This is a genomic window from Rhodococcus sp. 27YEA15, from assembly GCF_049739425.1.
In the GTDB taxonomy this organism is placed as follows: domain Bacteria; phylum Actinomycetota; class Actinomycetes; order Mycobacteriales; family Mycobacteriaceae; genus Rhodococcus_F.
In genome coordinates, this window is record NZ_JBMHHW010000001.1 from 1,478,080 (window position 1) to 1,502,996 (window position 24,917).

A 24,917-nucleotide genomic window follows, 5' to 3' on the forward strand; every position below is an offset into this window, starting at 1 on the left:
TCCTGTGCTGGGTTATCCTGGTCAGGCTATGACTCTGTCTGCACACAGTGCCCGCGCCGGTCGTCCGGTGTACCTCGATCACGCCGCCACGACTCCGATGACGGAAGCCGCGATCGAGGCGATGACCGCCACCCTCAGAACTGTCGGCAACGCGTCGTCGTTGCACGGATCGGGACGTGAGGCCCGGCGACGTGTGGAGGAGTCACGCGAGTCGATTGCCGCGAGTCTCGGGGCCCGTCCCTCCGAGGTGATCTTCACCTCCGGTGGTACCGAGAGTGACAACCTCGCCGTCAAGGGTATCTACTGGGCACGCCGCGATGCCGATCCCCGGCGCACACGCATCCTGGTCGGATCGGTCGAACATCATGCGGTACTCGACGCGGTGGAGTGGCTCGAGCAGCACGAGGGTGCGCGGGTGACCTGGTTGCCGGTCGACTCCCAAGGGATCATCGATCCACAGTCGTTGCGTGACGAGCTTTCGGTGCACGCGGACGAGGTGGCACTGGTGAGTGTGATGTGGGCGAACAACGAGGTCGGCTCGATCATGCCGATCCGTGAACTGGCCGAGATCGCAGTGGAGTTCGGTATCCCGATCCACAGTGACGCCGTTCAAGCCGCTTCGCAGTTGCCGATCGATTTCGCGGCCAGTTCGCTGTCCGCGATGAGTATTGCCGCACACAAGTTCGGTGGTCCGCACGGCGTCGGCGCCCTGCTGATCGGACGGCAGGTTCCGTGCGCTCCGCTTCTGCATGGCGGCGGTCACGAGCGTGACATTCGTTCGGGGACGCCGGACACTGCTGCCGTGGTGTCGATGGCGGTGGCGTTGCGGGAGACCGTCGCGTCGTTGACGTCGCGGGCACCCGAGCTCAGCACGTTGCGCGACCGTCTGATCGACGGGGTGCTCGAGGTGCTACCGGAATCGGTTCTCAACGGACCGGCCGGATCGGATCGCCTTCCCGGTATCGCGCATTTCACGTTCCCCGGTTGCGAGGGCGATTCGCTGCTGATGCTTCTCGACGCCGCCGGTATCGAGTGCTCCACCGGCTCCGCCTGTACGGCCGGTGTCGCCAGAGCCAGCCATGTTCTGATCGCGATGGGCGTCGAACCCGCGACGGCCCGCGGTTCCTTGAGATTCTCACTCGGACATACGTCCAGTGTCACCGATGTGGACGCGCTGATCGCGGCGCTGCCACAAGTAGTAGAACGCGCCCGTGCCGCCGGTCTTGCCGGCGCCGGTACGCGTGGAGGAGATCGCTGATGCGAGTACTCGCAGCCATGAGTGGAGGCGTCGACTCCGCTGTCGCCGCTGCCCGCGCCGTTGCCGCCGGACACGACGTCGTCGGCGTGCACCTTGCCTTGTCCACCGCGCCGGGTGCCCTGCGCACCGGTTCGCGGGGATGCTGCTCCAAGGAGGATGCGGGTGACGCGCGTCGCGCCGCCGATGTCCTCGGAATCCCGTTCTATGTATGGGATTTCGCGGATCGGTTCAAGGAAGACGTCATCGACGACTTCGTCGCGTCGTATGCGGCCGGTGAGACCCCCAATCCGTGCCTGCGCTGCAACGAGAAGATCAAGTTCACCGCGCTGGCGGACCGTGCGATCGCGCTCGGTTTCGACGCCGTCGCCACCGGTCACTACGCCAGACTCGAGGACGGCGTCCTGCGCCGCGCCGTCGACGCGGACAAGGATCAGTCGTACGTGCTCGCAGTTCTGACGGCGGACCAGCTCGCGCGCGCGATGTTCCCGATCGGGGACACTCCGAAGGAGCAGATTCGCGAAGAGGCCGCCGAGCGCGGTCTGGCCGTGGCGAACAAGCCGGACAGTCACGACATCTGCTTCATCCCGACCGGCGACACTCGCGCTTTCCTCGGCGCCCGGATCGGAGTTCGCCCGGGCAGCGTCGTCGACGCCGACTCCGGTGAGGTGCTCGCCGCCCACGACGGCGTCCACGGTTTCACCATCGGTCAGCGCAAGGGCCTGGGTGTCGAAGGTCCGGCGGTGGACGGACGGCCACGCTACGTGACGTCGATCGAGCCCGAGACCGGCACCGTCCGGGTGGGTTCGGCCAAGAACCTCGATGTCTGGTCCATCACTGCTCAGCGCGCGATCTGGACGTCCGGTGCCGCGCCGGTCGGTCCGGTCGAGTGCACGGTGCAGGTTCGGGCGCACGGTGGTCTGGCTCAGGCTGTCGCCGAAGCCGTCGACGGCGGAATCGGCATTTCGCTGCGTGAGCCGTTGACCGGCGTCGCGAAGGGGCAGGCTGTGGTCCTCTACCGCCCCGACAGCGTGCTCGGCGACCAGGTGCTCGGGAGCGGAACCATCTCAGGCACCGAATCCAGGTCGAACGCTCTGTGACACAACAGGTTTCCATCGGTGGCCGGGTCACCGGAATCGGATCCTGGCCGGGCACGGACGCCCGCGAGAGCGCAGCCACCATCCTCGGTGAGCTCGGCGGTCTCCCGCATCTGGTGGAACTGCCCGCGCGAGGACTCGGCGCGGACATGATCGGCCGGACCGGTGCGATCCTGGTCGACATCAATCTCGACGCGTCGACGCGGGCGTATCGGGTGACCCCGCGTCGCGGAAACATCGCCAAGCGCGGTGAGGACTTGCTGAATCAGGACCTCGACGCACTCGAGGAAGCGTGGGAGTCGGCAAGGCTGGTCGGCAGTGAGCACGTGATCAAGCTGCAGGCCGCCGGGCCGTTGACGTTGGGCGCCGAGATCGAAGTGGCGAACGGCTCGCGAGTGCTCGTCGATCGTGGTGCGCTGCGCGATATCGCAGAATCTCTCGGCGAGGGGTTGGCCAGGCATGCTGCCGAGGTGACCCGACGTACGGGTGCCGCGGTGATGATCCAACTGGACGAGCCGCAGTTGACCGCTGTGCTAGCCGGATCGCTACCCGGACGTACGAAGATGGAGAGTGTGCCGGCTCTGCCGGAGCCCGAAGCCCTTGCCGTCCTGGATACCGCGATCGCCGGGTGCGCATTGCCGACGATGGTGCATTCGTGCGGCGCCGACCTGCCATGGGATCTGCTGCGACGAAGCACCGCGTTCGCCGTGAGCTTCGATTTGTCGTCGATCAGCTCGCGGGATCTGGACGGCATCGGTCAACTGTTCGACAGCGGTAAGGAATTGGCGCTCGGGCTGGTGCCTGCCACCGAACCGGGTGAACCGGTCTCGTGGAAGGACTGCGCCGCGCCCGCGGTAACACTGATCGACCGGCTCGGATTCTCGCGGGAGCTTCTGCAGACTCGGGTCGCGGTGACGCCGACCTGCGGGTTGGCCGGAGCAGGTCTCGACTGGAGTCGGTCGGCGTTGAAGCTGTGCACTGATGTGGGGGCGGCGCTGACCGACGATCCCTCGGCATTCTGATCTGTCAGAGTGAGGGGATAATCTTCTCTGCGTGAGTGAAACCGCATCGGCGCCCAGCGAAGCACGTGAGCAGTGGTCCCGACTGGCCGAAGAGGTCCGTCAGCACCAGTTCAACTACTACGTCCGTGATGCTCCGGCCATTGCCGACGGTGCGTTCGACGCGCTCCTCGGCGAGCTGAACTCGCTGGAGGAGGCGTACCCGGATCTACGCACTCCCGATTCGCCCACCCAGTTGGTGGGCGGCGGTTTCTCGACCGATTTCACCTCGGTCGATCATCTCGAGCGGATGCTCAGCCTCGACAACGTCTTCGCCGAAGAGGAACTGCGCGCCTGGGTGGCCAAGATCGAGCAGGAGACGGGCCCGGAGCTGCACTACCTCTGCGAGGTGAAGATCGACGGCGTCGCACTCAACCTCGTGTACGAGAACGGCAAGCTCGTGCGGGCAGCGACTCGCGGTGACGGGCGAACCGGCGAACTGGTCACGCTCAACGCCCGGACGATCAGCGAGATTCCGGAAGAGCTCACCGTCACCGACGAGTATCCGATCCCGAGCCTGCTCGAGGTTCGAGGCGAGGTGTTCTTCCGTCTCGAGGACTTCGCGGCTCTCAACGCCTCACTGGTGGCGGAGGGCAAGGCGCCCTTCGCGAATCCGCGTAACTCGGCAGCCGGTTCGCTCCGGCAGAAGAATCCGGCTGTCACCGCACGTCGACGCCTCGGCATGATCTGTCACGGACTCGGCCGGATGGAAGGCTTCGAGCCGGTGTCGCAGTACGACGCGTACGAGGCGCTCGCGGCGTGGGGGCTACCGGTGTCCACCCACACCAGCAGAGTGGTCGGGGCGGATGCGGTGGTCGAGAAGATGAAGTACTGGGGTGAGCATCGCCACGACGTCGAACACGAGATCGACGGCCTTGTGGTCAAGGTCGACGAGATGTCCCTGCATCGTCGGCTCGGTACGACCTCGCGGGCACCGCGCTGGGCGATCGCGTACAAGTACCCGCCGGAGGAGGTCAACACCAAGCTCCTCGACATCCGCGTCAGCGTCGGGCGCACCGGTCGGGTCACTCCGTTCGCGTACATGGAGCCGGTGACGGTTGCCGGTTCCACTGTGTCCTTGGCCACCCTCCACAACGGTTCGGAGGTCAAACGCAAGGGTGTTCTGATCGGCGACACCGTGGTTCTCCGGAAGGCCGGAGATGTCATTCCGGAGGTGCTCGGACCGGTCGTCGGTCTGCGTGACGGGACCGAAGTCGAGTTCGTCATGCCCACCACCTGTCCTGAGTGCGGAACCCTGCTGGCGCCGGCGAAGGAAGGCGACGTCGATGTGCGTTGTCCCAATCAGCAGTACTGCCCGGCGCAGTTGCGCGAGCGCGTGTTCCATGTTGCCGGACGCGGCGCGTTCGACATCGAGGTTCTCGGATACGAAGCCGCCACGGGTCTGCTGGAGGCGAAGGTCATCGGCGACGAGGGCGATCTGTTCTCCCTCGATCCGGACAGTCTGCTGAAGACATCCATCTTCCGGAACAACGCCGGTGAATTGTCCGCCAACGGAAATCGCTTGCTGGCCAACCTTGATTCGGCGAAGGACAAGCCGTTGTGGAGAGTGCTTGTGGCACTGTCTATTCGGCATGTCGGACCGACGGCGGCACGAGCACTGGCCGGGGAATTCGGTTCGCTGCAACGCATTCGGGACGCATCTGTCGACGAGTTGGCGGCGGTGGACGGCGTCGGATCGACTATCGCAGCTGCGGTGGTCGAATGGTTCTCGGTGCAGTGGCATCAGCAGATCGTCGACAAGTGGGCGGCGGCCGGAGTTCGGATGGAAGACGAGCGTGACGATTCCATTCCGCGCAATCTCGAGGGGCTCTCGATCGTCGTCACCGGTTCGCTCGAGACGTTCTCCCGCGATCAGGCCAAGGAGTCGATACTCGTGCGCGGCGGTAAAGCGGCCGGTTCGGTGTCGAAGAAAACGGCCTTCGTCGTGGTCGGTGAAGCGCCCGGTTCCAAGCACGACAAGGCCGTCGAGCTCGGTGTGCCGGTGCTCGACGAAGACGGATTCCGAAGATTGCTCGAGGGTGGCCCGGATGCGGTGACTCCCACCGAATTGGACGAGTGACATCCCATTTGTTCGATTTCTGAGATTGGCGGGTGGGGTGCGATAGTGACGCCATGATCGAGATCCGTGAAGTGGCGCCCGGTGAGTACGACATCGTCGGCGAGTTGACTGTCCGAACCTACGTGGACGGTGGTTTCGTGGAAGCAGGTTCACCGTACGTGGAGCGACTGCGCGACACGGCAACTCGGGTGGAGCAAGGCCGTGTACTGGTGGCGGTTCTTGGCGACGAGGTGGTCGGCTCGGTGACCGTCGCGGAGCCGGGCAGTCCACTCGCGGACATTGCGGTGAAGGACGAACTCGAGTTCCGGATGCTGGCCGTGAGCGCCGAATCCCGCGGCACCGGAGCCGGAACGGCACTGGTGCGCGCGGTGATCGCCGAAGCCTACGAGCGCGGCGACCAGTCGGTGGTGATATCGACGCAACCGAAAATGGTCGATGCGCGACGGATCTACGACCGCAACGGCTTCGTGCCGGACCCGGCACGAACCTGGGCGCCGATCCCCGGGTTCGATCTGACCGTTCTGGTGCGCGATCTGGCCTGAGCGCATCGAACTGTTCGGAGGTCGAATTCTCGTCTCAGCTCAGTACGGTCGCCACGATGCCCGCCAGATAGCCCAGTCGCGCAATCTCCGATGGTCGGAATTCGGGTCCACCTGGGCGTCCGAGCATCAGCACCCGGTCACCGGAACCCAGCGGGGCCGCCGCGAGGGACGTGTTCATCTCGCGCCACACCTGCGGTACCCAGTCGGCGTCACCGTCGAGTGCGATCGGCTTGTCCAGCGGCATCCAGGGCGTGTCGGTGGCGTGTGTTTCCGGTGCCCCCGAGCTACCGACGACGCGGTAGGCGCCGCGCGGCCCGATGCCCGCCACCACGCACCACCCCACTCGTAGTACGCGAGGAGCACCGTCGACGAGCACCTGGAGACGGTCGTCCTTGGCCGTCGCCACCGAGTCGACGAGCTCGAGTTCGCGGTGCGTGTCCAAGATCCCCGAGTACGGCCGGATGGAATCGACTCGCACGGCGTCGAGATGTTCGGCTGCCGTGATCAACGTGTCCGGAAGGGCGCCGGGCTGGACGTCGACCACCAGATCGTCGATCGCGTAACCGTTACCGCGCTCGACGACGTCGAGGGAGAGGATGTCCGCGCCGACGGATCCGAGGGCGACGGCAAGCGCGCCGAGGCTGCCGGGTCGGTCTGGCAGATGGACGCGAAGCAGGTACGACACACGCGTGCCTTTCGCTGATCGGGTGTTACTCGGATCATGTCGATCCGGGCCGTGGTCATCTTTGCACCTGTCTACGATGTCTCGGTGGCCGCCGCGTCCATGTCACCTGCGCTACACGCGGTTGTGACATGGAGGCAACATCGGGTCGACCCCGCTGGTCCGGGTCCGCACTCCGGCCGCGACTACAGGTCCGAGGCGGCGAGCAACTAGGCTGGACCGGCAATGTTCACGTCCTCTTCCGAAAGGGGCCCCGCGGTGCCTGCCATCTCCCGTGACGAGGTCGCGCACCTCGCGCGGCTGTCCCGACTCGCCCTCTCCGACGCCGAACTCGACGAGTTCGCCGGTCAGCTCGATTCGATTCTCAACCATGTCAAGGTGATCACCGAGGTTGCGGCCGACAACGTAGCGCCGATGGCGAACCCCAACGGTGTCACCAACGTCACCCGACCGGACGTGATCGTGCCCGGTCTGACCCCGGAGCAGGCATTGTCCGCCGCACCCGCAGTCGAACAGGATCGCTTCGCCGTTCCGCAGATTCTTGGAGAGGGCGAATGACCGCCGACCTGACCACCCTGGACGCATCGGTTCTGGCCGAGAAGATCCACTCGCGCGAGGTGTCCTCCGTCGAGGTCACCCGGGCCCACCTCGACCGAATCGCCGCCGTGGATTCCGAATACCACGCGTTCTTGCACGTGGCGGGGGAGCGGGCGCTCGAAGCTGCTGCCGCGGTGGACAACTCCCTTGCCGGCGGCGAAGAGCCGGCGTCCGCTCTCGCCGGAGTGCCCATCGCGCTCAAGGACATCTTCACCACCACCGACATGCCCACCACGTGTGCGTCGAAGATCCTCGAAGGCTGGGTCGCGCCGTACGACGCGACGCTGACGGGCAAGCTCCGCGGCGCGGGTATTCCGATTCTGGGCAAGACCAACCTCGACGAGTTCGCGATGGGCTCGTCCACCGAGAACTCCGCGTTCGGTCCGACGCGCAACCCGTGGGACGTCACTCGAATTCCGGGCGGCTCCGGCGGCGGTAGTGCCGCAGCTCTCGCGTCACGTCAGGCACCGCTCGCGATCGGTACCGACACCGGCGGATCGATCCGTCAGCCCGCTGCCGTCACCGCAACGGTGGGTACCAAGCCGACGTACGGGACGGTGTCCCGGTTCGGCCTCGTCGCGTGTGCATCGTCCCTGGACCAGGGTGGCCCGTGCGGGCGTACCGTCCTCGACACCGCGCTGCTGCACGAGGTCATCGCCGGTCATGATCCGCGTGACTCGACGTCCATCGACGCACCGGTTCGCCCCGTGGTGGCTGCGGCGCGTGAAGGTGCGCGAGGCGATCTGCGCGGGGTCAAGGTCGGTGTCGTCAAGGAACTGCACTCGGACAGTTACCAGCCGGGTGTCATCTCGTCCTTCGACGCCGCAGTCGCACAACTTCAAGAGCTCGGCGCCGAGGTCGTCGAGGTGTCGTGCCCGAACTTCGAGTACGCGCTGGCGTCGTACTACCTGGTGCTGCCCAGTGAGGTGTCGTCCAACCTGGCTCGTTTCGACGCGATGCGGTACGGCCTACGGGTCGACGACGGCAACATGAGCGCCGATCAGGTCATGGCGGCGACTCGGGCAGCCGGATTCGGTCCCGAGGTCAAACGCCGCATCATGATCGGTACCTACGCGCTGTCGTCGGGCTACTACGACGCCTACTACGGTTCGGCGCTCAAGGTTCGCACCCTCATCGCCCAGGACTTCGATCAGGCGTACGAGAAGGTCGACGTGCTGGTCTCGCCGACCAGCCCGTTCACGCCGTGGAAGTTGGGGGAGAAGGTCGGCGACCCGCTGGCCATGTACCTCTCGGACCTGTGCACCCTGCCGACCAACCTGGCCGGGCACTGTGCGATGTCGGTGCCGTCGGGTCTCTCGGCGGACGACAACTTGCCCGTCGGTCTGCAGATCATGGCTCCGGCCATGGCCGACGAACGTCTCTACCGCGTCGGTGCCGCGTACGAGGCGGCTCGCGGCCCGATCGGCACCGCTGTCTGACCTCTTTGCTGTGCGCCTTCATCAACCCCCGGCGGTTGACAAAGGCGCACAGCGGGGGAGGGCAGTGCCCTGCTCCGTTCCGTAGCGGTGGCCGTGACCGGCGGGAACACCCAACGAGCCGAGCATGTCCACGGACGTCTGCAAGAACGTGACACCGGGGATCCAGCGCGGAATCGGCGCGTCCTGCACGGCCCGGCTCAGGTCTGGTCGGTCGAACATCAGATCCGTCGACCACCACACCACCGGGTCGGAGGTGTTCGCGAGGACCGTGACGCCGTCCTGATGCGTGGCCCGGGCGGGTGGTCCGGCCCACAGGGCGCCGCAGACCGGGGTAGGGCTTTCAGCTGCCAGAGCCGCGCTACCGCCGACGGCGCCGAGGCTTTGACCGTAGAGGTACAGGTTCGGTCTGTCGGCGGGTGCCAGTGCGGCGATATGGTCGCCTACCGCGGTGAAGAGGGCAGTTGCCGAGTTTTCGGCTTCGTCGCGGCGAAAGAGGAACGTTGCCCAGCTCGGCATGTCCGAATACTGCTGCGCGATGGTCGACACGTCGCCGTGGAAGCGCTGCTCGATGCCGTCGATTGCATTGGTGTCCACCCAGCCCGATCCGGTGGGTACGGCCACCACGATGTTTCCGCGGGCGAACCCGCCGATCCGCTCGAGTTCGGTGACGGCGAGGGCGGCCCGAGAGGGGGTGTCGGGTGCGGAGTCGAGTCCGGCGTACACGCGAACCGGAGCCGTGCTCGTCGCCCCCTGGTGTGAGACGAAGATTCTGCCCTCTGCGCCCAGTGACGACCACGGAGTCAGCGATTCGGGGCCTCCGGGCCCGGATATCGACAGCGGTTGTGTCAGGGCGGTGTCGACGTAGGAGTTCGTTCGGTCGAACGCGCCGGTCATTGCATGCCACAGGGTCGGGGCGACGAAGAGCTGTAAGCCGAGCACGAACAGGGCTCCGGCACCGACACCGCGCACGAACCCCAGCCGGCGCAATGTCCTGCGGACGCCGATACCGACGGCACACAGGACAAGGGTTGTCAGTGTTGCCACCAGAATGGCCTCGGTCCAGTAGAGAATCCCGATCGGCGAGGTGCCCATCGCCATTCGAAGCGAGTTCTGCCAGGAGTTCGCACCGGCGACCGACACTGCGACGATCGTCGTACCGAGTCCGAGAACGGTAGTTCGCCAGGCGGCGTCACGACGGCGATCTCGCCGGTGGGTCGGTAGGACGGTTCTGGCGGCGATTTCCAGCGCCCACATCGCGAGAAGGCCTATCGCCACCAGGATTCCGCTGAAGGCGCCTTGCAGCGCTGCGGCGCGGGGCAACAGTCCCGGAGCGAGAGAGACGGCAGCCATGCAGCTGACGGCGACGGTCGTTCCGACGTGCGGCACCGCGAGCGCCCCGGCCCGAGTGCGTGCCGACGTATGTGACGGGCTCAGAATGCTCATGCCGCAACTGCTTTCGCGTCGTCAGAGATGCCTGCCGCACGTCGTCTGCGCCAGCAGCCCAATCCCAGAACCGACACACCGAGAACTCCGGCAACGGCATATCCCGCGCCGGATTCCTGCACCGGAGTCAAGTAGCCTTGGCGCCACGAGTTCCCGGAGACCGCAGCGGTGGCGATCTCTGCCATCGAGAAGCAGAAGGTACGTGACGGCCCGTCGCTGCGGTCCTCGCAGGCCGAGTGCATGCGAGCGTCGAGTTGGGCGTCGAGGGCCTGCCTGGCCCACGGTCGAAGCTCTGCGCCGTGTTCGTACGCGTACCGCAACAGGTCGTAACCGAGGTCGTGCGCCTTGCATGCGGAATCGAATTCGGCAGGCAAGGGAACGGGGGAGGAGCAGTCACCGTTCGGGTTGGCCAGGTACCCGTCGACGATCGTCGGTTCGTACCCGGCGAATGTCGCGAAGTCCTCGGGTATCGCGGCGGCGGCAACCACGCCGTCGTCGGTGGTGGCGGCGGCGACTGCTCGTGCGGCATAAGGATCCTCGGTGTGAACCGGTTGAGCTCCACTCGATCCTGCTGTGGCAGAGATGATTACCGTTGCCGCCAACGTTGCCGCCGCTGCCATCGCTCCGACGCGCTCGAGGCGTTTCGCTCGTGTGATCCGCATGCCGTTCACGCTATGAAGGGACAACCCGCCGAGGCATCGACCCGAAGGCGTGCTTCACCGGCACACGTACGGGTGACGAACCCCGGCGCAGTGATACCTGCGGGGTAGGGGGATCTCACTCTCGGGTATGAGGACTTTCCAGGGCCGCCTTTCTAGTCTGGACGGTGTGATCAAGGTCCGAGGGAAGAGAAAAGCGGCGTCGGATGTACCCAATACGGCGGAGAATTCGGGTGTCGTCGTGCCGACGCTACCTCGGTTGGATGCCGTGGTGGCGAAGTCGGAGACGATCCGGCGGGCCGGGAGGGGCCAGTACTGGAACATCGCGATCGTCACGATCACGCTGATTCTCTACTCCGTGGCGTGGCCGACACTGCACCTCACCCACGACGTGTCACCACCGATTCAGCCGTTCGTGGCTGCGCTGGCGGCGTTCCCCTTCGTTCTGATCCGGGCCAATGCGCCGCTGGGCTGGGCGGTATCGGCGGTGTCCGCACTGATCATCCCGCAAGTGTTCGACGCGGCACCGGATTACGACTATCCATGGCAGGTGGTCCACATTCTGGTCGTCATGGTCTTGCTGGCAGCGGTGAGTCTCACGGCGCCGGTACAGGTCGTGGGGGTCGCGTGGATCGGAACGGTGCTGTTGTTCTTCGGTGAGACGCCAGGTCGCGACGGCGCCGGGTGGGCGGTCGGGCTCAGCGCGCTGGTCGTGTTCTGCCTACTGATCCGGTGGTTGGTGCTCTCGCGCCGCGAGTTGGCGAAACAAGAGGAACTCGGCGAACTCGAACGCACCCGTCGAACGATTCTCGAGGAGAAGGCCCGCATCGCGCGGGATCTGCACGACATCGTGGCGCACCACATGTCGATGGTCGTCGTGCAGGCCCAGACGGCGCCGTACCGACTCGAGGGAGTAACCCCGCAAATCCGTACGGAATTCGACTCGATCAGCGCGACCGGGCGAGCGGCACTCAACGAGATCCGTGGGCTTCTCGGGGTGCTGCGAAGCGACGGCGATCCGGCCGCGACCACACCTCAGCCCGGTGTCGACCAGTTGGACGAACTGCTGACGGGCAGTTCCCGGGCCGGCCTTCCGCTGTCGTGGCGCGTAGACGGTGATCGTTCGGCGGCATCGGCGTCGACGGGCCTGGCCGTGTACCGGATCGTTCAGGAGTCGATCACCAACGCGGCCAGGCATTCTCCGGGAGGTGCGATCGACGTCGCGGTGGTCTTCGGTCCGCAATCGGTGAGTGTGCAGGTGCACAACGATCCGTCGCCGGCCGGCCGCAACGACCGGACTGTCACCTCGGAAACCACTGGTGGCAACGGGATACGCGGAATGCGAGAACGCGCATCGGCCGTGGGAGGAATGCTCGTGACACACCGCCGCGCCGACGGGGGTTTCGAGGTCAGGGCCGAGCTGCCGGCGACACCCGCCTAGGCTGTCGGGGTGCCCATCACAGTGTTCATCGCCGACGATCAGGCGATGGTTCGACAGGGGTTCGGAGCCCTGCTCTCAGCGCAACCCGACATCAGCGTGATCGGGGATGCGCCGGACGGCCGGATGGCGGTGGCGGAGGTCGCGCGACTACGCCCGGACGTGGTGTTGATGGATGTACGGATGCCGGAGATGAACGGCCTCGACGCGGCGCGCCAGATCCTCGCGGCGGGGTGGGAGCCGCCGGTTCGGATCCTGATGCTCACCACGTTCGACATCGACGACTACGTGTACGAGGCACTCGGCATGGGGGCAAGTGGATTCATGCTCAAGGACGCACCGGCCGAGGAATTGATCCGCGCGGTCCGTGTAGTCGCCGACGGGCAGGCCCTGTTGGCGCCCACGGTCACTCGGCGCCTGATCGCGGATGTCACCAGACGGCGTGCGGCACCGAGATCGCGTCCGGCGGCTCTGGATTCGCTGACGCCCCGCGAACGTGAGGTGCTCGAGTTGATTGCCACGGGACTCTCGAACGCCGAGATCGCGGCGCGGCTTTTCGTCGCCGAGCAGACCGTCAAGACGCACGTCGGAAAAGTACTGGCCAAGCTGGATCTACGCGACCGCGCGCAGGCTGTGGTGCTGGCGTACGAGAGTGGACTCGTCACCCCCGGCTAGCTCGCAGTCGGGCGCTGCACTGCAGCGAATCGACCGCTGGGGGAAGATGGACGCAAGAGCAGGTCGACCGCGGGCGAGAGGTGCTGTACATGCGAATCGGAATCCTCACTGGCGGGGGCGACTGCCCGGGATTGAACGCGGTGATCCGAGCAGTGGTTCGTACGTCTGCGGGTCGCTACGGCAGTTCCGTGGTCGGATTCCGGGACGGATGGCGCGGGCTTCTCGAAGACCGGAAGGTGCCCCTCGCAGCGGATGATCGTATCGATCGGATTCTCACGCGCGGCGGAACGATCCTCGGAACAGCTCGCGTCAACCCGGACAAGTTGCGGGCCGGACTCGATCAGATCAAGCAGACTCTCGACGACAACGGCGTCGACGTCCTGATTCCGATCGGCGGTGAAGGCACACTCACCGCGGCGAGTTGGCTGTCCGAAAGTGGGGTCCCGGTGATCGGTGTTCCGAAGACCATCGACAACGACATCGACTGCACCGATGTCACTTTCGGCTTCGACACCGCACTCGCCGTGGCCACCGACGCAATTGATCGACTGCATACCACCGCTGAGTCCCATCAACGTGTCATGCTCGTCGAGGTCATGGGCAGGCATGCGGGTTGGATCGCGTTGCAAGCCGGACTGGCGTCGGGCGCGCATCTGACGCTCGTTCCGGAAGAGCCGTTCGACGTCGACGAGGTGTGCACGATGGTCAAGAAACGCTTCCAGCGCGGCGACTCCCATTTCATCTGTGTCGTCGCCGAAGGTGCAACGCCCGATCCGACGTCGATGAGCTTGCGTGAAGGCGGGATCGACGAGTTCGGCCACAAGATCTTCACCGGCGTCGCCCAGCAGCTCGGTAACGAGATCGAGCGTCGGATCGGCAAGGAAGTTCGTACGACGGTCCTCGGCCACATTCAGCGCGGCGGTACCCCGACTCCGCATGACCGTATCTTGGCGACCCGCTTCGGGGTCCATGCCACCGATGCCGCACATCGTGGAGATTTCGGCCAGATGGTCGCCCTGCACGGAACCTCCATCGATCTGGTTCCCCTCGCCGAGGCGACCAGCAAGCTCAAGACCGTTCCCGCGAATCGTTACGCGGAGGCGGCCGCATTCTTCGGTTGAGCATTCGACGCATAAACTGATGGCCATGACTGCTGTCGATGCGCCCGACATCCTCGATTACGACGAAGTGCTGACCAGGTACGAGCCGGTGATGGGTATGGAGGTGCACGTAGAACTGGGCACTGCCACCAAGATGTTCTGCCCGTGCCCCACCGAGTTCGGCGCCGAGCCGAACACCCAGGTGTGCCCGGTCTGCCTGGGGCTGCCTGGTTCCATGCCGGTCGTCAACGAAGCTGCCGTCGAATCCGCTATCCGGATCGGTCTGGCACTGAACTGTTCGATCACGCCGTGGGGACGCTTCGCCCGGAAGAACTACTTCTACCCGGACCAGCCCAAGAACTACCAGATCTCGCAGTACGACGAGCCGATCGCCACCGAGGGCTACCTCGATGTCGTCCTCGACGACGGAACCACCTGGCGAGTCGAGATCGAACGCGCGCACATGGAGGAGGACACCGGGAAGTCCTTGCACGTCGGTGGTGCAACGGGCCGAATCCAGGGCGCGAGCCATTCTCTGCTCGACTACAACCGGGCCGGTGTGCCCCTCGTCGAGATCGTCACCAAGACGATCAGCGGCGCGGGCGAGCGCGCGCCCGAGGTGGCTCGCGCATACGTGACCGCGCTTCGTGACCTCCTGAAGTCCCTCGACGTGTCCGACGTGCGGATGGACCAGGGTTCGATGCGTTGCGACGCGAACCTGTCTCTCAACCCGATCGGGGCGAAGGAGTTCGGTACCCGTACCGAGACCAAGAACGTCAACTCACTCAAGAGCGTCGAGGTGGCAGTTCGCTACGAGATGCGTCGTCAGGCGGCGGTTCTCGACGCCGGCGGCGAAGTCGTCCAGGAGACCCGGCACTTCCAGGAAGCCGACGGCACCACTGCTGCCGGTCGCCGCAAGGAGACAGCCGAGGACTACCGCTACTTCCCGGAACCGGATCTCGAGCCGGTTGCACCCAGCGCGGAGTGGGTCGAAGAACTGCGGGGCACGCTTCCCGAGCTGCCGTGGATTCGCCGTGCACGCATCCAGACGGATTGGGGAATCTCCGACGAGGTCATGCGTGACCTGGTCAACGCCGGTGCCATCGACCTGGTCATTGCCACCACCGAGGCCGGGGCGTCACCGGAGGCCGCGAGGTCTTGGTGGCTGTCGTACCTGTCTCAGCAGGCCAATACCCGCGGCGTCGACCTCGGCACGCTGCCGATCACACCGGCTCAGGTCGCGCAGGTGATCGCACTCATCGACAAGGGCACGCTCACCAACAAGGTGGCCCGGCAGGTGGTCGATCACGTTCTCGACGGTGAGGGTGATCCGGAGCAGGTTGTCGCCGCGCACCCCGAGTTGGTTGTCGAGCGGGACGAAACCAAGCTCAAGGCCGCCGTCGACGAAGCGCTGGCCGCCAACCCCGACATCGCAGACAAGATCCGCAGTGGCAAGGTGCAGGCCGCAGGAAAGATCGTCGGCGACGTCATGAAGGCCACTCGTGGACAGGCCGATGCCGCGCGGGTCAAAGAACTGGTTCTGGAGGCCTGCAGCTAGGTCTCCGACATCTGCGTGTCACTGATGCCCGGTCGAGATCGACCGGGCATCAGTGCGTGTGCCGCCGATCTCCGGCCAACACCGTGGCGTCAGTCGATGCCGCCGCTGCCGCTCGGAAGTGGAATCTTGACCACTCTGTCGTCGTTCGGTCCGGGATCGCCGGCGGTCTTGTTGACCGTACTGGCCCACATGAGCCCGTCGGACCCGAGCGCCAGATCACCGAGCCTGCCGTACGTGTTCTCGGCGGCTTTCGACGGGGCTGTCGTGATCGCGCCCGTCCCGGGGTCGGTTGCCAGAGCGGAGACCGCCTTACCGGCGGCGAGCGCTACCGCGACGATGCCGTGGGCCGCTACACAACCTCCGACGCCCGGACGATCGGGCCACGTCCAGGCCGGTGAACTGACAACACCGTCGGCACCGACGCGCTGCAGACGGTCCTCCAGTGCGGTGCGGTCGGTGACCCAGGTTGCCACCCCCGGATCGACGCATACTCCGGCACCGTTTCCGATGCCGGAGAGCACGGTCTCGGGGCGGGGTGGATTCGAGGTGGGTGTGAGCGATCGAACTCGGAGGAGCTTGCCTGCAAGTGATGCTGGATCGTTTGCGGCGGAAGGATTTCCGGTGTCACCGGTCAATACCATCAGCTGATCGGGTGCAGCGAACGACAGCGCCCCACCGTTACCGGTGGCGCCGCGCGGTATGCCGCCGAGTACCTCTTTGGCAGTGTCGCCCGGCGCGATGCGGACCACTCGATTGTCGGTGGGCGTCGTCACGTACGCATAGATCAGGTTGTCCTCGACGAAGGTGGGAGACAGTGCGATGTCGAGCAGGCCGCCGTCGCTGCTACCGTCGACGTCGATCTTGGCGACCTCGACGGGGATCTGGCCCGGAGCGACCTGCATGATCCGCCCGGTCCGGCGCTCGGTGACCAACCCGGAGACACCGTCGGGCAGGGTGAGGAGTCCGCCGGTGGTGTCGAGGCAGGTGGCGATCACCGACGGATCGGGATCCTGGCAGGGGCCGAGCGGGCCGGAACGAGGCGGTGCCTGCTGGGTCGTCGGCGGAGGCGGGCTCTGAGGTTGGACTTCGATGTTCGACTGGTTGGTGGGTTCCGGCGTGAACGGAGACGTCGTCGATTCGTCGAAATCGGCGCACCCGGCGATGACGGACACACCGACGATCACCGTCGTGATCACCGAGGCACTACGCCGAGCAGTCCGCATACTCATGATGACGACGTTACGTAATGGACCGTCGATGCCGCCACGCCGGATCGAGGTTCCCGGACGAGTTCGCATATCGGTCATAGGCTCGTCACCGTGACTGACGAGCGGAAAGATCCCAGTGATATCTCGGAAGCAGGCTCGACGACCGGCGGCGTGAGTAGTCCGTACGATGCACCGACGGAGAAGTTCGCGCCCGTGCCCGCGAGTACACCACTTCCGCACACGGACGACGATCTCGAGTTCGGGTCCACCAATTCGGATTCGCTGACCGAGCAGATCCCGGCCTACCGGCCGTTGGCTACGGACCATCCGACTGCGGCGCTCGGTCGCGAACCGGAGTATTCGGTGCCTGCGGCACCGGTAGCCGTACCGGTCGCTGTCGCTGCTGACCCGGAGGGTGCGCGTCCGGGTCGAGGAACGCTCGATCTGGGCCTGCTGGCATTGCGCCTGGCGGTCGGCGGCACGGCGTTGGTGCACGGGTTGCAGAAACTTGCAGGTTTGTGGGGAGGGCCTGGGCTGGGCGGATTCGAGACGATGCTGACCGACGCGGGCTTCGAGCAGGCGAAGCTGCTTGCCGTTCTCGGCGCTGTCGGCGAGGTGGCAGGCGGTGCCTTACTGATCCTCGGATTGCTGACGCCGGTGGCCGCGTCGTCGGTTCTGGCCGTGATGATCAACGCCTGGGCGCTACGGCAGTCGAGTGCCCCGGGTCTCGAGTACTTCGCTCCGGCCGGAATCGAGTACGAAACGTTGTTGGGCGTGTGCGCCGGCGTGATCATCCTGACCGGTCCCGGCCGGATCGCGTTGGACGGCCGTCGAGGCTGGGCGACGCGGCCGTTCGTCGGTTCTCTGGTCATTCTCGTCCTCGGTATCGCAGCCGGCGTGTGCGTCTGGATCTTCCTCAACGGCGCCAATCCGTTGGTCTGACGTCGGAGTTCCGTCGGGAAAGGACGATCGCCGCTCTCCGTCTCGGAGGGCGGCGATCGTCGTTGCCGGGAGTCAGTCCTTGGTCAACGCTTGCTCGGCATTGGCCGACGGGATCGCCGTTCCGTCACGGAGTTTTCGGCCGAGCACCGACTTGCGGTGCCCGTACGCGAAGTAGACGGCTACACCGATGGCCATCCACAGTACGAATCGGATCCAGGTTTCGACCGACAGGTTCAGCATCAGCCAGAAGCAGGCGAGCACTGCCACGATCGGCACGAACGGTACCAGGGGCACCCGGAATCCACGCGGCAGGTCGGGGCGGGTACGACGCAGGACTATCACGCCGATGCAGACCAGGACGAAGGCGAAGAGGGTGCCGATGTTGACCATCTCCTCGAGCGTTCCCATGGGGAAGAAGGCCGCGAGGAAGGCGACGATGCCGCCGACGATGAGGGTGATCTTGACCGGGATGCCCTTGCTGTTGGTCTTGGCCAGGCTGCGCGGCATCAGCCCGTCGCGTGACATCGCGAACAGGACGCGTGTCTGACCGAGCATCATCACCATCACGACGGTGGTCAGACCGGCGAGGCCGCCGAAGTTGATGGCCGTCTGCGCCCAGGTGATTCCGTTCAGTTCGAAGGCCGTGGCGAGGGTGCCGTCCTTGAGGTCGGTGTACTTGACCATGCCGGTGAGCACCAGAGTGACGGACACGTACAGGACGGTCACGATGGCGAGTGAGCCGAAGATGCCGCGCGGCAGTGCCTTTTGCGGGTTCTTGGTTTCCTCGGCGGTGGTGGCGACGACGTCGAATCCGATGAAGGCGAAGAACACGAGGCTTGCCGCGGCGAGGAGGCCGTACCAACCGTACGTGCTGCCCTCGGCGCCGGTGATCCAGGAGAACAGGGTCTGGTGGATACCGCTGGCGGCGTTGGTTGCTTCCTCGGCCGGCGGGATGAAGGGTGAGTAGTTCTCCTTCTTGATGTAAAACGCGCCGACGACGATGACCAGGAGGACCACAGCGATCTTGATGGCGGTGATCACGGCGGATACCCGTGAGGACACCTTGGTGCCGATCGCGAGGATGACCGTGATCGCGCCGATGATCAACAGTGAGCCCCAGTCGAAGCTGACACCGGCGATGTGTGCGGTGGTCACGTCCTTGTCACCGAGGACGTTACCGAGATACTGAGACCAGCCCTTGCCGACTACTGCCGATGCGAGTGCGAATTCGAGAATGAGGTCCCAGCCGATGATCCAGGCGACGAATTCGCCGAACGTGGCATAGGAGAACGTGTACGCACTGCCCGCGACGGGGACGGTCGAGGCGAACTCCGCGTAACAGAGGGCGGCGAGTCCGCAGGCGATCGCCGCGAGGATGAACGCGAGGGAGATCGACGGGCCGGCGACGTTGCCCGCGGTTCGCGCGGTCAGCGTGAAGATGCCCGCGCCGATGACGACGGCAACGCCGAAGACCGTCAGGTCTTTTGCCGTCAACTCCTTCTTCAACTTGCTGCCGGGCTCATCGGTATCCGCGATCGACTGTTCGACGGATTTGGTGCGCCATATGCCGACTCCAGGCATGTATTGCTCCTTGATTGGATTTCCGTCGGCTTTGTGAGCGTGGCGGAAGCTACTGACTGTCAGTTGTGTGACGTGGGTCTCATCGTCGTGATGAGGGAACCACCGGTTATCACTGGACGCAAGTCGAGTGCGTCGAGCTGAGCGTTTCGTTCATCCGAGCGGCACGTGCACCCCCTCGAGGTATTCGATCTGATCAGCCGGCGACGTGAACTTTACGACCTGACGAACTCTTTGCGCGGCAACCTCGCAGTGAGAGTCTGAAATATCCGGTTGTTTGGTCGGTGTGGCGTGAAGTCGGCAGAGTGTCCCGGTATTTGTCGGTCGGATTTGGTAACTATTCGTCGTGGTGCTGTGCTGAGAGCTGCACCGTCCGACTTCAGGAGAGCCGATGATCATCAACCACCTCACGCACCTGTACGGACTGCCGGTGTTCGATCTTCCCGACGCACACGCCCCCGAGGTGCCGTTGCCCGCCGCGGGTTCGGTGGCGTGGCGGATCGAGGTGGACCCGTATGCGAACAATGCGGAGGAGTTTGCCGCAGCCTGGGGGCGGTTCGTCGAGTCCGTCGACCTCACGGCAGTGCAGGCGTTGGTCATCGGGCAGTGGGGGGAATCCTTCGAATCGAATTCGTCGACGGTCATCTCGTCGATCGTCGCCTTGCGTGAGCGTTTCACGAGCCTTCGCGCGCTCTTCGTCGGGGACCTGGTGCAGGAGCAGGCGGAGATCTCCTGGATCGAACAGTCCGACATCACCCCGATTCTCGAGACATTTCCCGAGTTGGTGGAACTCGGTGTCCGGGGCGGAACGGGTCTGGGTTTCACGGCGGTGGCTCACAGGAATCTGCGCAAGCTCGTCGTCGAGACCGGTGGCCTCGACGTGGCCGTGGTGCAGGGAATCATCGGTAGTGACATTCCCGGCCTCGAGCATCTGGAACTGTGGTTGGGCGACGAGGGCTACGGCGCCAACTCGACGCCGGACGATCTCGCACCGCTGGTCGACGGCACACGGTTTCCGGCCCTGCGTTATCTGGGTGTGCGTAACAGTGACATTCAGGACGGCTTCGCCGCCTTGCTCGCGCAGGCTCCGATCGTTGCCCGTCTCGAAACCCTCGACCTCTCGCTCGGCACCTTGACCGACGAGGGTGGGGCAGCTCTTGTTGCAGGGCAGTCGATGTCGAATCTGACGCTGCTGGACCTGCATCACCATTTCCTCAGCACCGCGGCGGTGACATCGGTGACCGAGCACTTTGCCGCCGCAGGTGTGCGGGTGGACCTCTCGGAGAAGTTGACTCCGGACGTCGGCGGTGACGATGTCTGGCGCTACGTCGCCGTCTCGGAGTGAGTGCCGCGTGATCGACAGAGGACCACGCGACCCGTCGGCGGTCCGAACCGTCGTGATCGGCGTACCGGGCAACCGGAGGGTGCAATTGTTCGTCGACGCAGCGCACTCCAGGGGCCTGCCCGAACCGCGGGTGATCGGCTGGGATCAGATCATCGCCGGCCGGTACGGATTCGAAGCAGGCGAGATCGTCCGAATCGATTCTCCGGCCGAGGATCCGGAGGTCGAACTTGCCTTTCGTGGTGCGCCGGACTCGACCAGGGTCGAGAACAGCAGGCTGTGGTATCGGCGATTCCTGTCCGCAGTGCACGCGATCGTGGTCCGAGTGGAGGCTGCGGGAGCTGAACTCCTTACCCATCCCGACGACATCGCGGCCATGTTCGACAAGCGGCGCACCCATGCGATCCTGGACTCGGCTGGGGTGCGAGTTCCACCGGCGTTGCCCGGAGCCGTCACCGGTTGGGACGATCTCGAATCGCGACTTCGCGACGCCGGGATGCGGCGGGTGTTCGTCAAACTGGCCCACGGTTCGTCGGCGTCAGGTGTGATCGCTCTGCAACTGGGCCCCGGCGGTGCGGTCCACGCCACCACATCGGTGGAGATCGACGATCAGGGACGGCTTTTCAATTCGCTTCGGGTGCGCACCTATCGCACGCGCGCCGAACTGGCGGCCGTGATAGATCCACTGGCGACGGATGGGCTCCACGTCGAAAGATGGCTTCCCAAAGCCTCGTTGAACGGGCGGGTCGCGGACGTGCGTGTGGTGGTGATCGGTGGAACCGCGACTCACGCCGTGGTCCGTACCAGCACGTCACCGATGACCAATCTTCACCTCGGTGGCGCCCGCGGCTCGCTCGGCGAGGCAATGGCAGCGGCCGGGACGCGATGGTCCGGGTTGCTCGAGACCGCCGAGCAGGCCGCGCGATGTTTCCCGCGTTCGGCGGCAGTGGGAGTCGACGTGTTACCCAGTATCGGGTGGCGCGACTTCGCCGTCGCGGAGGTCAATGCGTTCGGTGACCTCCTACCCAACCTGCCCGGGTTGCCGGGGACGTGGGCACACGGTCTGGACACGTATCAGGCGCAGGTAGCGCACCTGATCGACACCCGAGGTCGGCAGGCGGCGTCGTGAGCGGACAGCCGATCGACATGAATCAGGTGGTCGGGCGAGACGACATCCTGTTCGTCACACTGGACACCCTGCGATACGACGTCGCCTGTGCGTTGATCGAACAGGGGCGCATCCCGAACCTGGCGTCGGTCATCCCGGGCGGGCAGTGGGAGAAGCGTCATGCACCAGGAAGTTTCACCTACGCCTCGCATCAGGCGATGTTCGCCGGCTTCCTGCCGACGCCGGCTTCTCGAGGTCCGCACCCCCGCTTGTTCGCGGCCCGATTCGCGGGCAGCGAATCGACGGCCGGTGGAACATTCGTCTTCGAGCGAGCCGATGTCGTCGGTGGTCTGAGCGATGTCGGCTACCGAACGGTGTGCATCGGCGGTGTCGGATTCTTCAACAAGGCGGCGCCGCTGGGTTCGGTGCTGCCCGGACTCTTCGACGAAAGTCATTGGGACACGAGCTTCGGTGTGACATCGCCGCACTCGTTCGAAATGCAGGTCGACTGCGCCCGAACTGTGGTGGCAGACCTCGACGACGATCAGCGACTGTTCCTCTTCGTCAACGTCTCGGCACTGCATCAGCCGAACTGGTTTCACCTGCCAGGTGCCACCCGCGAAAGCGGCGACACCATTGAATCCCATGCTGCTGCACTCGAATACGTCGACAGACATATCGGGCGACTATTGGCCGCGATGAGTTCACGGCGGCGTTGCTTCGTCATCCTCTGTTCCGATCACGGCACCGCCTACGGGGATGACGGGTTCACCGGCCACCGGATCGGGCACGAAGCCGTCTGGACCGTGCCCTACGCACACTTCTTCGTCGAAGGGCCGAAAGAATGACTCGTCCGGTAGGGGTGCGACCCTACGAGAACTACGTGTACGCCTACCCCCACAAGACCGCCTACCGCCGGATGCAGCCTCGCCCGTCGCTGCAGCAGATCTGGGCCGACGAGCCCAAGGACGCGCTCTCCCTGTACATCCACATCCCCTTCTGCGAGGTGCGTTGCGGATTTTGCAATCTCTTCACCAGAATCGGTGCTCCCGGCGATATGACGACGCGGTATCTCGATGCGCTCGAGCGTCAGGCCGACGATGTCGGTGCTGCGCTGGTTGGTGAGCGACGTTTCGCGGCAGCGGCTTTCGGTGGTGGTACGCCGACCTTCCTCGAAGCCGACGAACTCGAACGACTCTGCGACATCGCCGAGATCAGGATGGGCGTCGACTTGTCGGCGGTACCGTTTTCCGTCGAGGCGTCCCCGTCGACCGTGACTGCCGACCGCCTGGCAGTGCTGGCATCGCGCGGCGTCACCCGACTGAGCCTGGGGGTTCAGAGTTTCGTGGACTCGGAGGCCATGGCGGCGGCGCGACCACAGAAGCGAGCGGACGTGGAGGCCGCACTCGGTCGAATCCGCGATACGGCCGTACCGATATTGAACATCGATCTGATCTACGGAATCGACGGGCAGACCGCGACGACGTGGCAGCATTCACTCGATGCCGCCCTGGTCTGGGAGCCGGAAGAGATCTACCTCTATCCGCTGTACGTGCGGGAGTTGACCGGGCTGGGTAAACGCGGTGGTGGCGTCGAATCGGACGCGGAGTGGGACGAACGTCGGCTCCGGTTGTACCGGTTCGGCCGGGACCACCTGCTGGCGGCAGGCTACGAACAGGTGTCGATGCGCATGTTCCGTCGGGGCGGTGTTGGTTCAGCCCAGGCGGGTGCGGCCGACTACGCCTGCCAGACCGACGGAATGATCGGTCTCGGCTGCGGAGCCCGTTCGTACACGGCGAATCTGCACTACTCCTTCGACTACGCCGTCGACATGCGTGAGATACGCGGGATCATCGACGAATTCACCAGTCGACCGCCCGGCGGTTTCGCGCATGCGGAGGTAGGACGGGCGATGGACATGGACGAGTCCCGCAGGCGTCACCTCGTACAGTCGATCCTGCAGGCGGAGGGGTTGGCGACAGCTGAGTACCGTCTGCGTTTCGGTTCGGACGTGCGGGACGATTTCGCCGCCGAACTGTCGACCTTTCATTCGTACGGATGGTTGGCTTCGGACGCCGGTGCAGACCGGCTGCAACTCTCACCCGAAGGTCTCGCGTACTCGGATGCCCTGGGGCCGGCGCTGTTCTCCGACGCGGTGCGCCGCGACATGGCGGAATACGAGGCCAGATGAGCGCGGCGCTGTCGATCCTCTACCGGGGCCCGCTGGCCAGTTGCAATTACGACTGCCCGTACTGTCCGTTCGCGAAGCGCCGTGATCCACCGGCCGCACTGCGGGCGGACCGAGAAGCATTGGAGCGGTTCGCGAACTGGGTGCGCGAGCGTACGGACCTACAGCTGTCGGTGCTGTTCACGCCGTGGGGGGAAGCGTTGACCCGGAGTTGGTATCGACGGACACTGGCAGATCTGAGCCGGCTCAGGCACGTACGACGGATCGCCGTCCAGACCAACCTCAGTGCCCGTCCGAGCTGGCTCGACGACGTCGACCCGTCGACCCTCGCCCTGTGGTGCACCTTCCACCCCGGGGAGATCTCGATCGAGAAGTTCCTCGAACAATGTCGGGAACTGGAGGTGCGCGGTATCCGCTACTCCGTCGGTGTCGTGGGATTTCCCGAACACCTGGAACAGTCCCGCGAGCTGCGTCGACGGCTACCCGAACACGTCTATCTCTGGGTGAATGCCGCCGAAGGACTGGAGTACACCGATTCCCAGGCGCAGCCGTGGATCGACCTCGATCCGTTGTTTCCGTACAGCCGTGATCCGCATACGAGTCTCGGACAGGCATGCAGAACAGGGGAATCGGTGATCTCCGTCGACGGTGACGGAGACGTGCGGCGATGCCATTTCGTGGCCGACGTCATCGGAAACATCTACGACGCGGACCTCACGCAGGCGCTCGGGCCGCGAGCGTGCCCGAAAGCGATGTGCGACTGTCACATCGGCTACGTCCATCTCGAATCGCTGCCGCTCTACGACGTCTTCGCCGGGGGCGTGCTCGAACGGATACCGCCGACGGTCCCGCGCATGGACACGCCGCCCGCCGTCGTGCAGATTCCGTTACACGTGACCCGCTGACGAACGAGGTCCCCGGCCGTCCG

At 65.2% G+C, this 24,917-nt stretch carries 22 protein-coding genes; 17 read left to right on the plus strand and 5 right to left on the minus strand.

Translation table 11 applies throughout. The annotated features are described in order from the left end of the window. The first annotated feature begins 28 nt into the window (after nucleotides 1-28). The 5 genes from ABH922_RS06815 to ABH922_RS06835 are packed head-to-tail and all read left to right on the plus strand — an operon-like array spanning nucleotide 29 to nucleotide 6,032. Nucleotides 29-1,258 carry a cysteine desulfurase family protein gene (locus tag ABH922_RS06815; RefSeq protein ID WP_424806193.1) on the plus strand — a complete coding sequence of 410 codons (1,230 nt, stop codon included), beginning with the start codon at nucleotides 29-31 and terminating at the stop codon, nucleotides 1,256-1,258. Next, entirely contained in the window at nucleotides 1,258-2,355 is a 1,098-nt protein-coding gene (gene mnmA / locus ABH922_RS06820) for a tRNA 2-thiouridine(34) synthase MnmA (RefSeq protein WP_424806194.1), read from the plus strand. Before ABH922_RS06815 ends, mnmA begins: the two co-directional genes overlap by 1 nt. Next, entirely contained in the window at nucleotides 2,352-3,374 is a 1,023-nt protein-coding gene (locus tag ABH922_RS06825) for a methionine synthase (protein WP_424806195.1), read from the plus strand. The genes mnmA and ABH922_RS06825 overlap by 4 nt, the downstream gene beginning before the upstream one ends. Nucleotides 3,375-3,405: 31 nt before the next feature. After that, nucleotides 3,406-5,490: an NAD-dependent DNA ligase LigA gene (gene ligA / locus ABH922_RS06830; RefSeq protein ID WP_424806196.1), complete on the plus strand. Its 2,085-nt coding sequence runs from the start codon at nucleotides 3,406-3,408 to the stop codon at nucleotides 5,488-5,490. Nucleotides 5,491-5,543: 53 nt separating this feature from the next. Next, on the plus strand, nucleotides 5,544-6,032 hold the full coding sequence (locus tag ABH922_RS06835; RefSeq protein ID WP_424806197.1) for a GNAT family N-acetyltransferase: 489 nt from the start codon (nucleotides 5,544-5,546) through the stop codon (nucleotides 6,030-6,032). A gap of 34 nt (nucleotides 6,033-6,066) precedes the next feature. On the opposite strand, the gene ABH922_RS06840 is transcribed toward ABH922_RS06835, so the two are convergent. Continuing rightward, the gene (locus tag ABH922_RS06840) at nucleotides 6,067-6,717 is read right to left on the minus strand and encodes an amino acid-binding protein (RefSeq protein WP_424806198.1); all 651 of its coding nucleotides are present in this window, start codon (nucleotides 6,715-6,717) and stop codon (nucleotides 6,067-6,069) included. 255 nt (nucleotides 6,718-6,972) lie between these two features. On the opposite strand from ABH922_RS06840, the gene gatC reads away from it, so the two are divergent. Both gatC and gatA read left to right on the plus strand, forming a co-directional pair. Continuing rightward, nucleotides 6,973-7,272, plus strand: a complete 300-nt coding sequence (gene gatC / locus ABH922_RS06845; protein ID WP_424806199.1) for an Asp-tRNA(Asn)/Glu-tRNA(Gln) amidotransferase subunit GatC — start codon at nucleotides 6,973-6,975, stop codon at nucleotides 7,270-7,272. Next, nucleotides 7,269-8,750 carry an Asp-tRNA(Asn)/Glu-tRNA(Gln) amidotransferase subunit GatA gene (gene gatA / locus ABH922_RS06850; protein ID WP_424806200.1) on the plus strand — a complete coding sequence of 494 codons (1,482 nt, stop codon included), beginning with the start codon at nucleotides 7,269-7,271 and terminating at the stop codon, nucleotides 8,748-8,750. The genes gatC and gatA overlap by 4 nt, the downstream gene beginning before the upstream one ends. Nucleotides 8,751-8,771: 21 nt before the next feature. On the opposite strand, the gene ABH922_RS06855 is transcribed toward gatA, so the two are convergent. Beyond that, the gene (locus ABH922_RS06855; RefSeq protein ID WP_424806201.1) at nucleotides 8,772-10,193 is read right to left on the minus strand and encodes an alpha/beta-hydrolase family protein; all 1,422 of its coding nucleotides are present in this window, start codon (nucleotides 10,191-10,193) and stop codon (nucleotides 8,772-8,774) included. Next, nucleotides 10,190-10,855 carry a hypothetical protein gene (locus ABH922_RS06860; protein WP_424806202.1) on the minus strand — a complete coding sequence of 222 codons (666 nt, stop codon included), beginning with the start codon at nucleotides 10,853-10,855 and terminating at the stop codon, nucleotides 10,190-10,192. Before ABH922_RS06860 ends, ABH922_RS06855 begins: the two co-directional genes overlap by 4 nt. 166 nt (nucleotides 10,856-11,021) lie before the next feature. Between ABH922_RS06860 and ABH922_RS06865 the strand changes: the two genes are divergently transcribed. The 4 genes from ABH922_RS06865 to gatB all read left to right on the plus strand — a co-directional run bounded on the left by ABH922_RS06865 (nucleotide 11,022) and on the right by gatB (nucleotide 15,623). Then, nucleotides 11,022-12,293, plus strand: a complete 1,272-nt coding sequence (locus ABH922_RS06865; protein ID WP_424806203.1) for a histidine kinase — start codon at nucleotides 11,022-11,024, stop codon at nucleotides 12,291-12,293. A 9-nt stretch (nucleotides 12,294-12,302) separates the two neighbouring features. Next, entirely contained in the window at nucleotides 12,303-12,965 is a 663-nt protein-coding gene (locus ABH922_RS06870; protein ID WP_424806204.1) for a response regulator, read from the plus strand. 89 nt (nucleotides 12,966-13,054) lie between these two features. Further along, the gene (locus ABH922_RS06875; RefSeq protein WP_424806205.1) at nucleotides 13,055-14,086 is read left to right on the plus strand and encodes an ATP-dependent 6-phosphofructokinase; all 1,032 of its coding nucleotides are present in this window, start codon (nucleotides 13,055-13,057) and stop codon (nucleotides 14,084-14,086) included. 25 nt (nucleotides 14,087-14,111) lie between these two features. Continuing rightward, complete coding sequence (gene gatB, locus ABH922_RS06880) at nucleotides 14,112-15,623, plus strand: Asp-tRNA(Asn)/Glu-tRNA(Gln) amidotransferase subunit GatB (RefSeq protein WP_424806206.1); 1,512 nt, start codon at nucleotides 14,112-14,114, stop codon at nucleotides 15,621-15,623. An 89-nt stretch (nucleotides 15,624-15,712) separates the two neighbouring features. On the opposite strand, the gene ABH922_RS06885 is transcribed toward gatB, so the two are convergent. Next, nucleotides 15,713-16,852, minus strand: a complete 1,140-nt coding sequence (locus tag ABH922_RS06885; protein ID WP_424809591.1) for a PQQ-dependent sugar dehydrogenase — start codon at nucleotides 16,850-16,852, stop codon at nucleotides 15,713-15,715. Between the two features lie 90 nt (nucleotides 16,853-16,942). Between ABH922_RS06885 and ABH922_RS06890 the strand changes: the two genes are divergently transcribed. Further along, nucleotides 16,943-17,773 (plus strand): DoxX family protein, encoded by an 831-nt coding sequence (locus ABH922_RS06890; protein ID WP_424806207.1) that lies wholly within the window; start codon nucleotides 16,943-16,945, stop codon nucleotides 17,771-17,773. Nucleotides 17,774-17,845: 72 nt separating this feature from the next. On the opposite strand, the gene ABH922_RS06895 is transcribed toward ABH922_RS06890, so the two are convergent. After that, nucleotides 17,846-19,354: an amino acid permease gene (locus ABH922_RS06895; RefSeq protein ID WP_424806208.1), complete on the minus strand. Its 1,509-nt coding sequence runs from the start codon at nucleotides 19,352-19,354 to the stop codon at nucleotides 17,846-17,848. A gap of 388 nt (nucleotides 19,355-19,742) precedes the next feature. On the opposite strand from ABH922_RS06895, the gene ABH922_RS06900 reads away from it, so the two are divergent. The 5 genes from ABH922_RS06900 to ABH922_RS06920 are packed head-to-tail and all read left to right on the plus strand — an operon-like array spanning nucleotide 19,743 to nucleotide 24,894. Further along, nucleotides 19,743-20,696, plus strand: a complete 954-nt coding sequence (locus ABH922_RS06900) for an STM4015 family protein (protein WP_424806209.1) — start codon at nucleotides 19,743-19,745, stop codon at nucleotides 20,694-20,696. 7 nt (nucleotides 20,697-20,703) lie between these two features. After that, a complete protein-coding gene (locus tag ABH922_RS06905) occupies nucleotides 20,704-21,822 on the plus strand; it encodes an STM4014 family protein (protein WP_424806210.1) in 1,119 nt (372 codons plus the stop codon). Next, the gene (locus ABH922_RS06910) at nucleotides 21,819-22,649 is read left to right on the plus strand and encodes an STM4013/SEN3800 family hydrolase (RefSeq protein ID WP_424806211.1); all 831 of its coding nucleotides are present in this window, start codon (nucleotides 21,819-21,821) and stop codon (nucleotides 22,647-22,649) included. Before ABH922_RS06905 ends, ABH922_RS06910 begins: the two co-directional genes overlap by 4 nt. Beyond that, nucleotides 22,646-23,992, plus strand: coding sequence for an STM4012 family radical SAM protein (locus ABH922_RS06915; protein ID WP_424806212.1), 1,347 nt, complete (start codon nucleotides 22,646-22,648; stop codon nucleotides 23,990-23,992). The genes ABH922_RS06910 and ABH922_RS06915 overlap by 4 nt, the downstream gene beginning before the upstream one ends. Then, entirely contained in the window at nucleotides 23,989-24,894 is a 906-nt protein-coding gene (locus tag ABH922_RS06920; RefSeq protein ID WP_424806213.1) for an STM4011 family radical SAM protein, read from the plus strand. Before ABH922_RS06915 ends, ABH922_RS06920 begins: the two co-directional genes overlap by 4 nt. Nucleotides 24,895-24,917 lie beyond the last annotated feature (23 nt).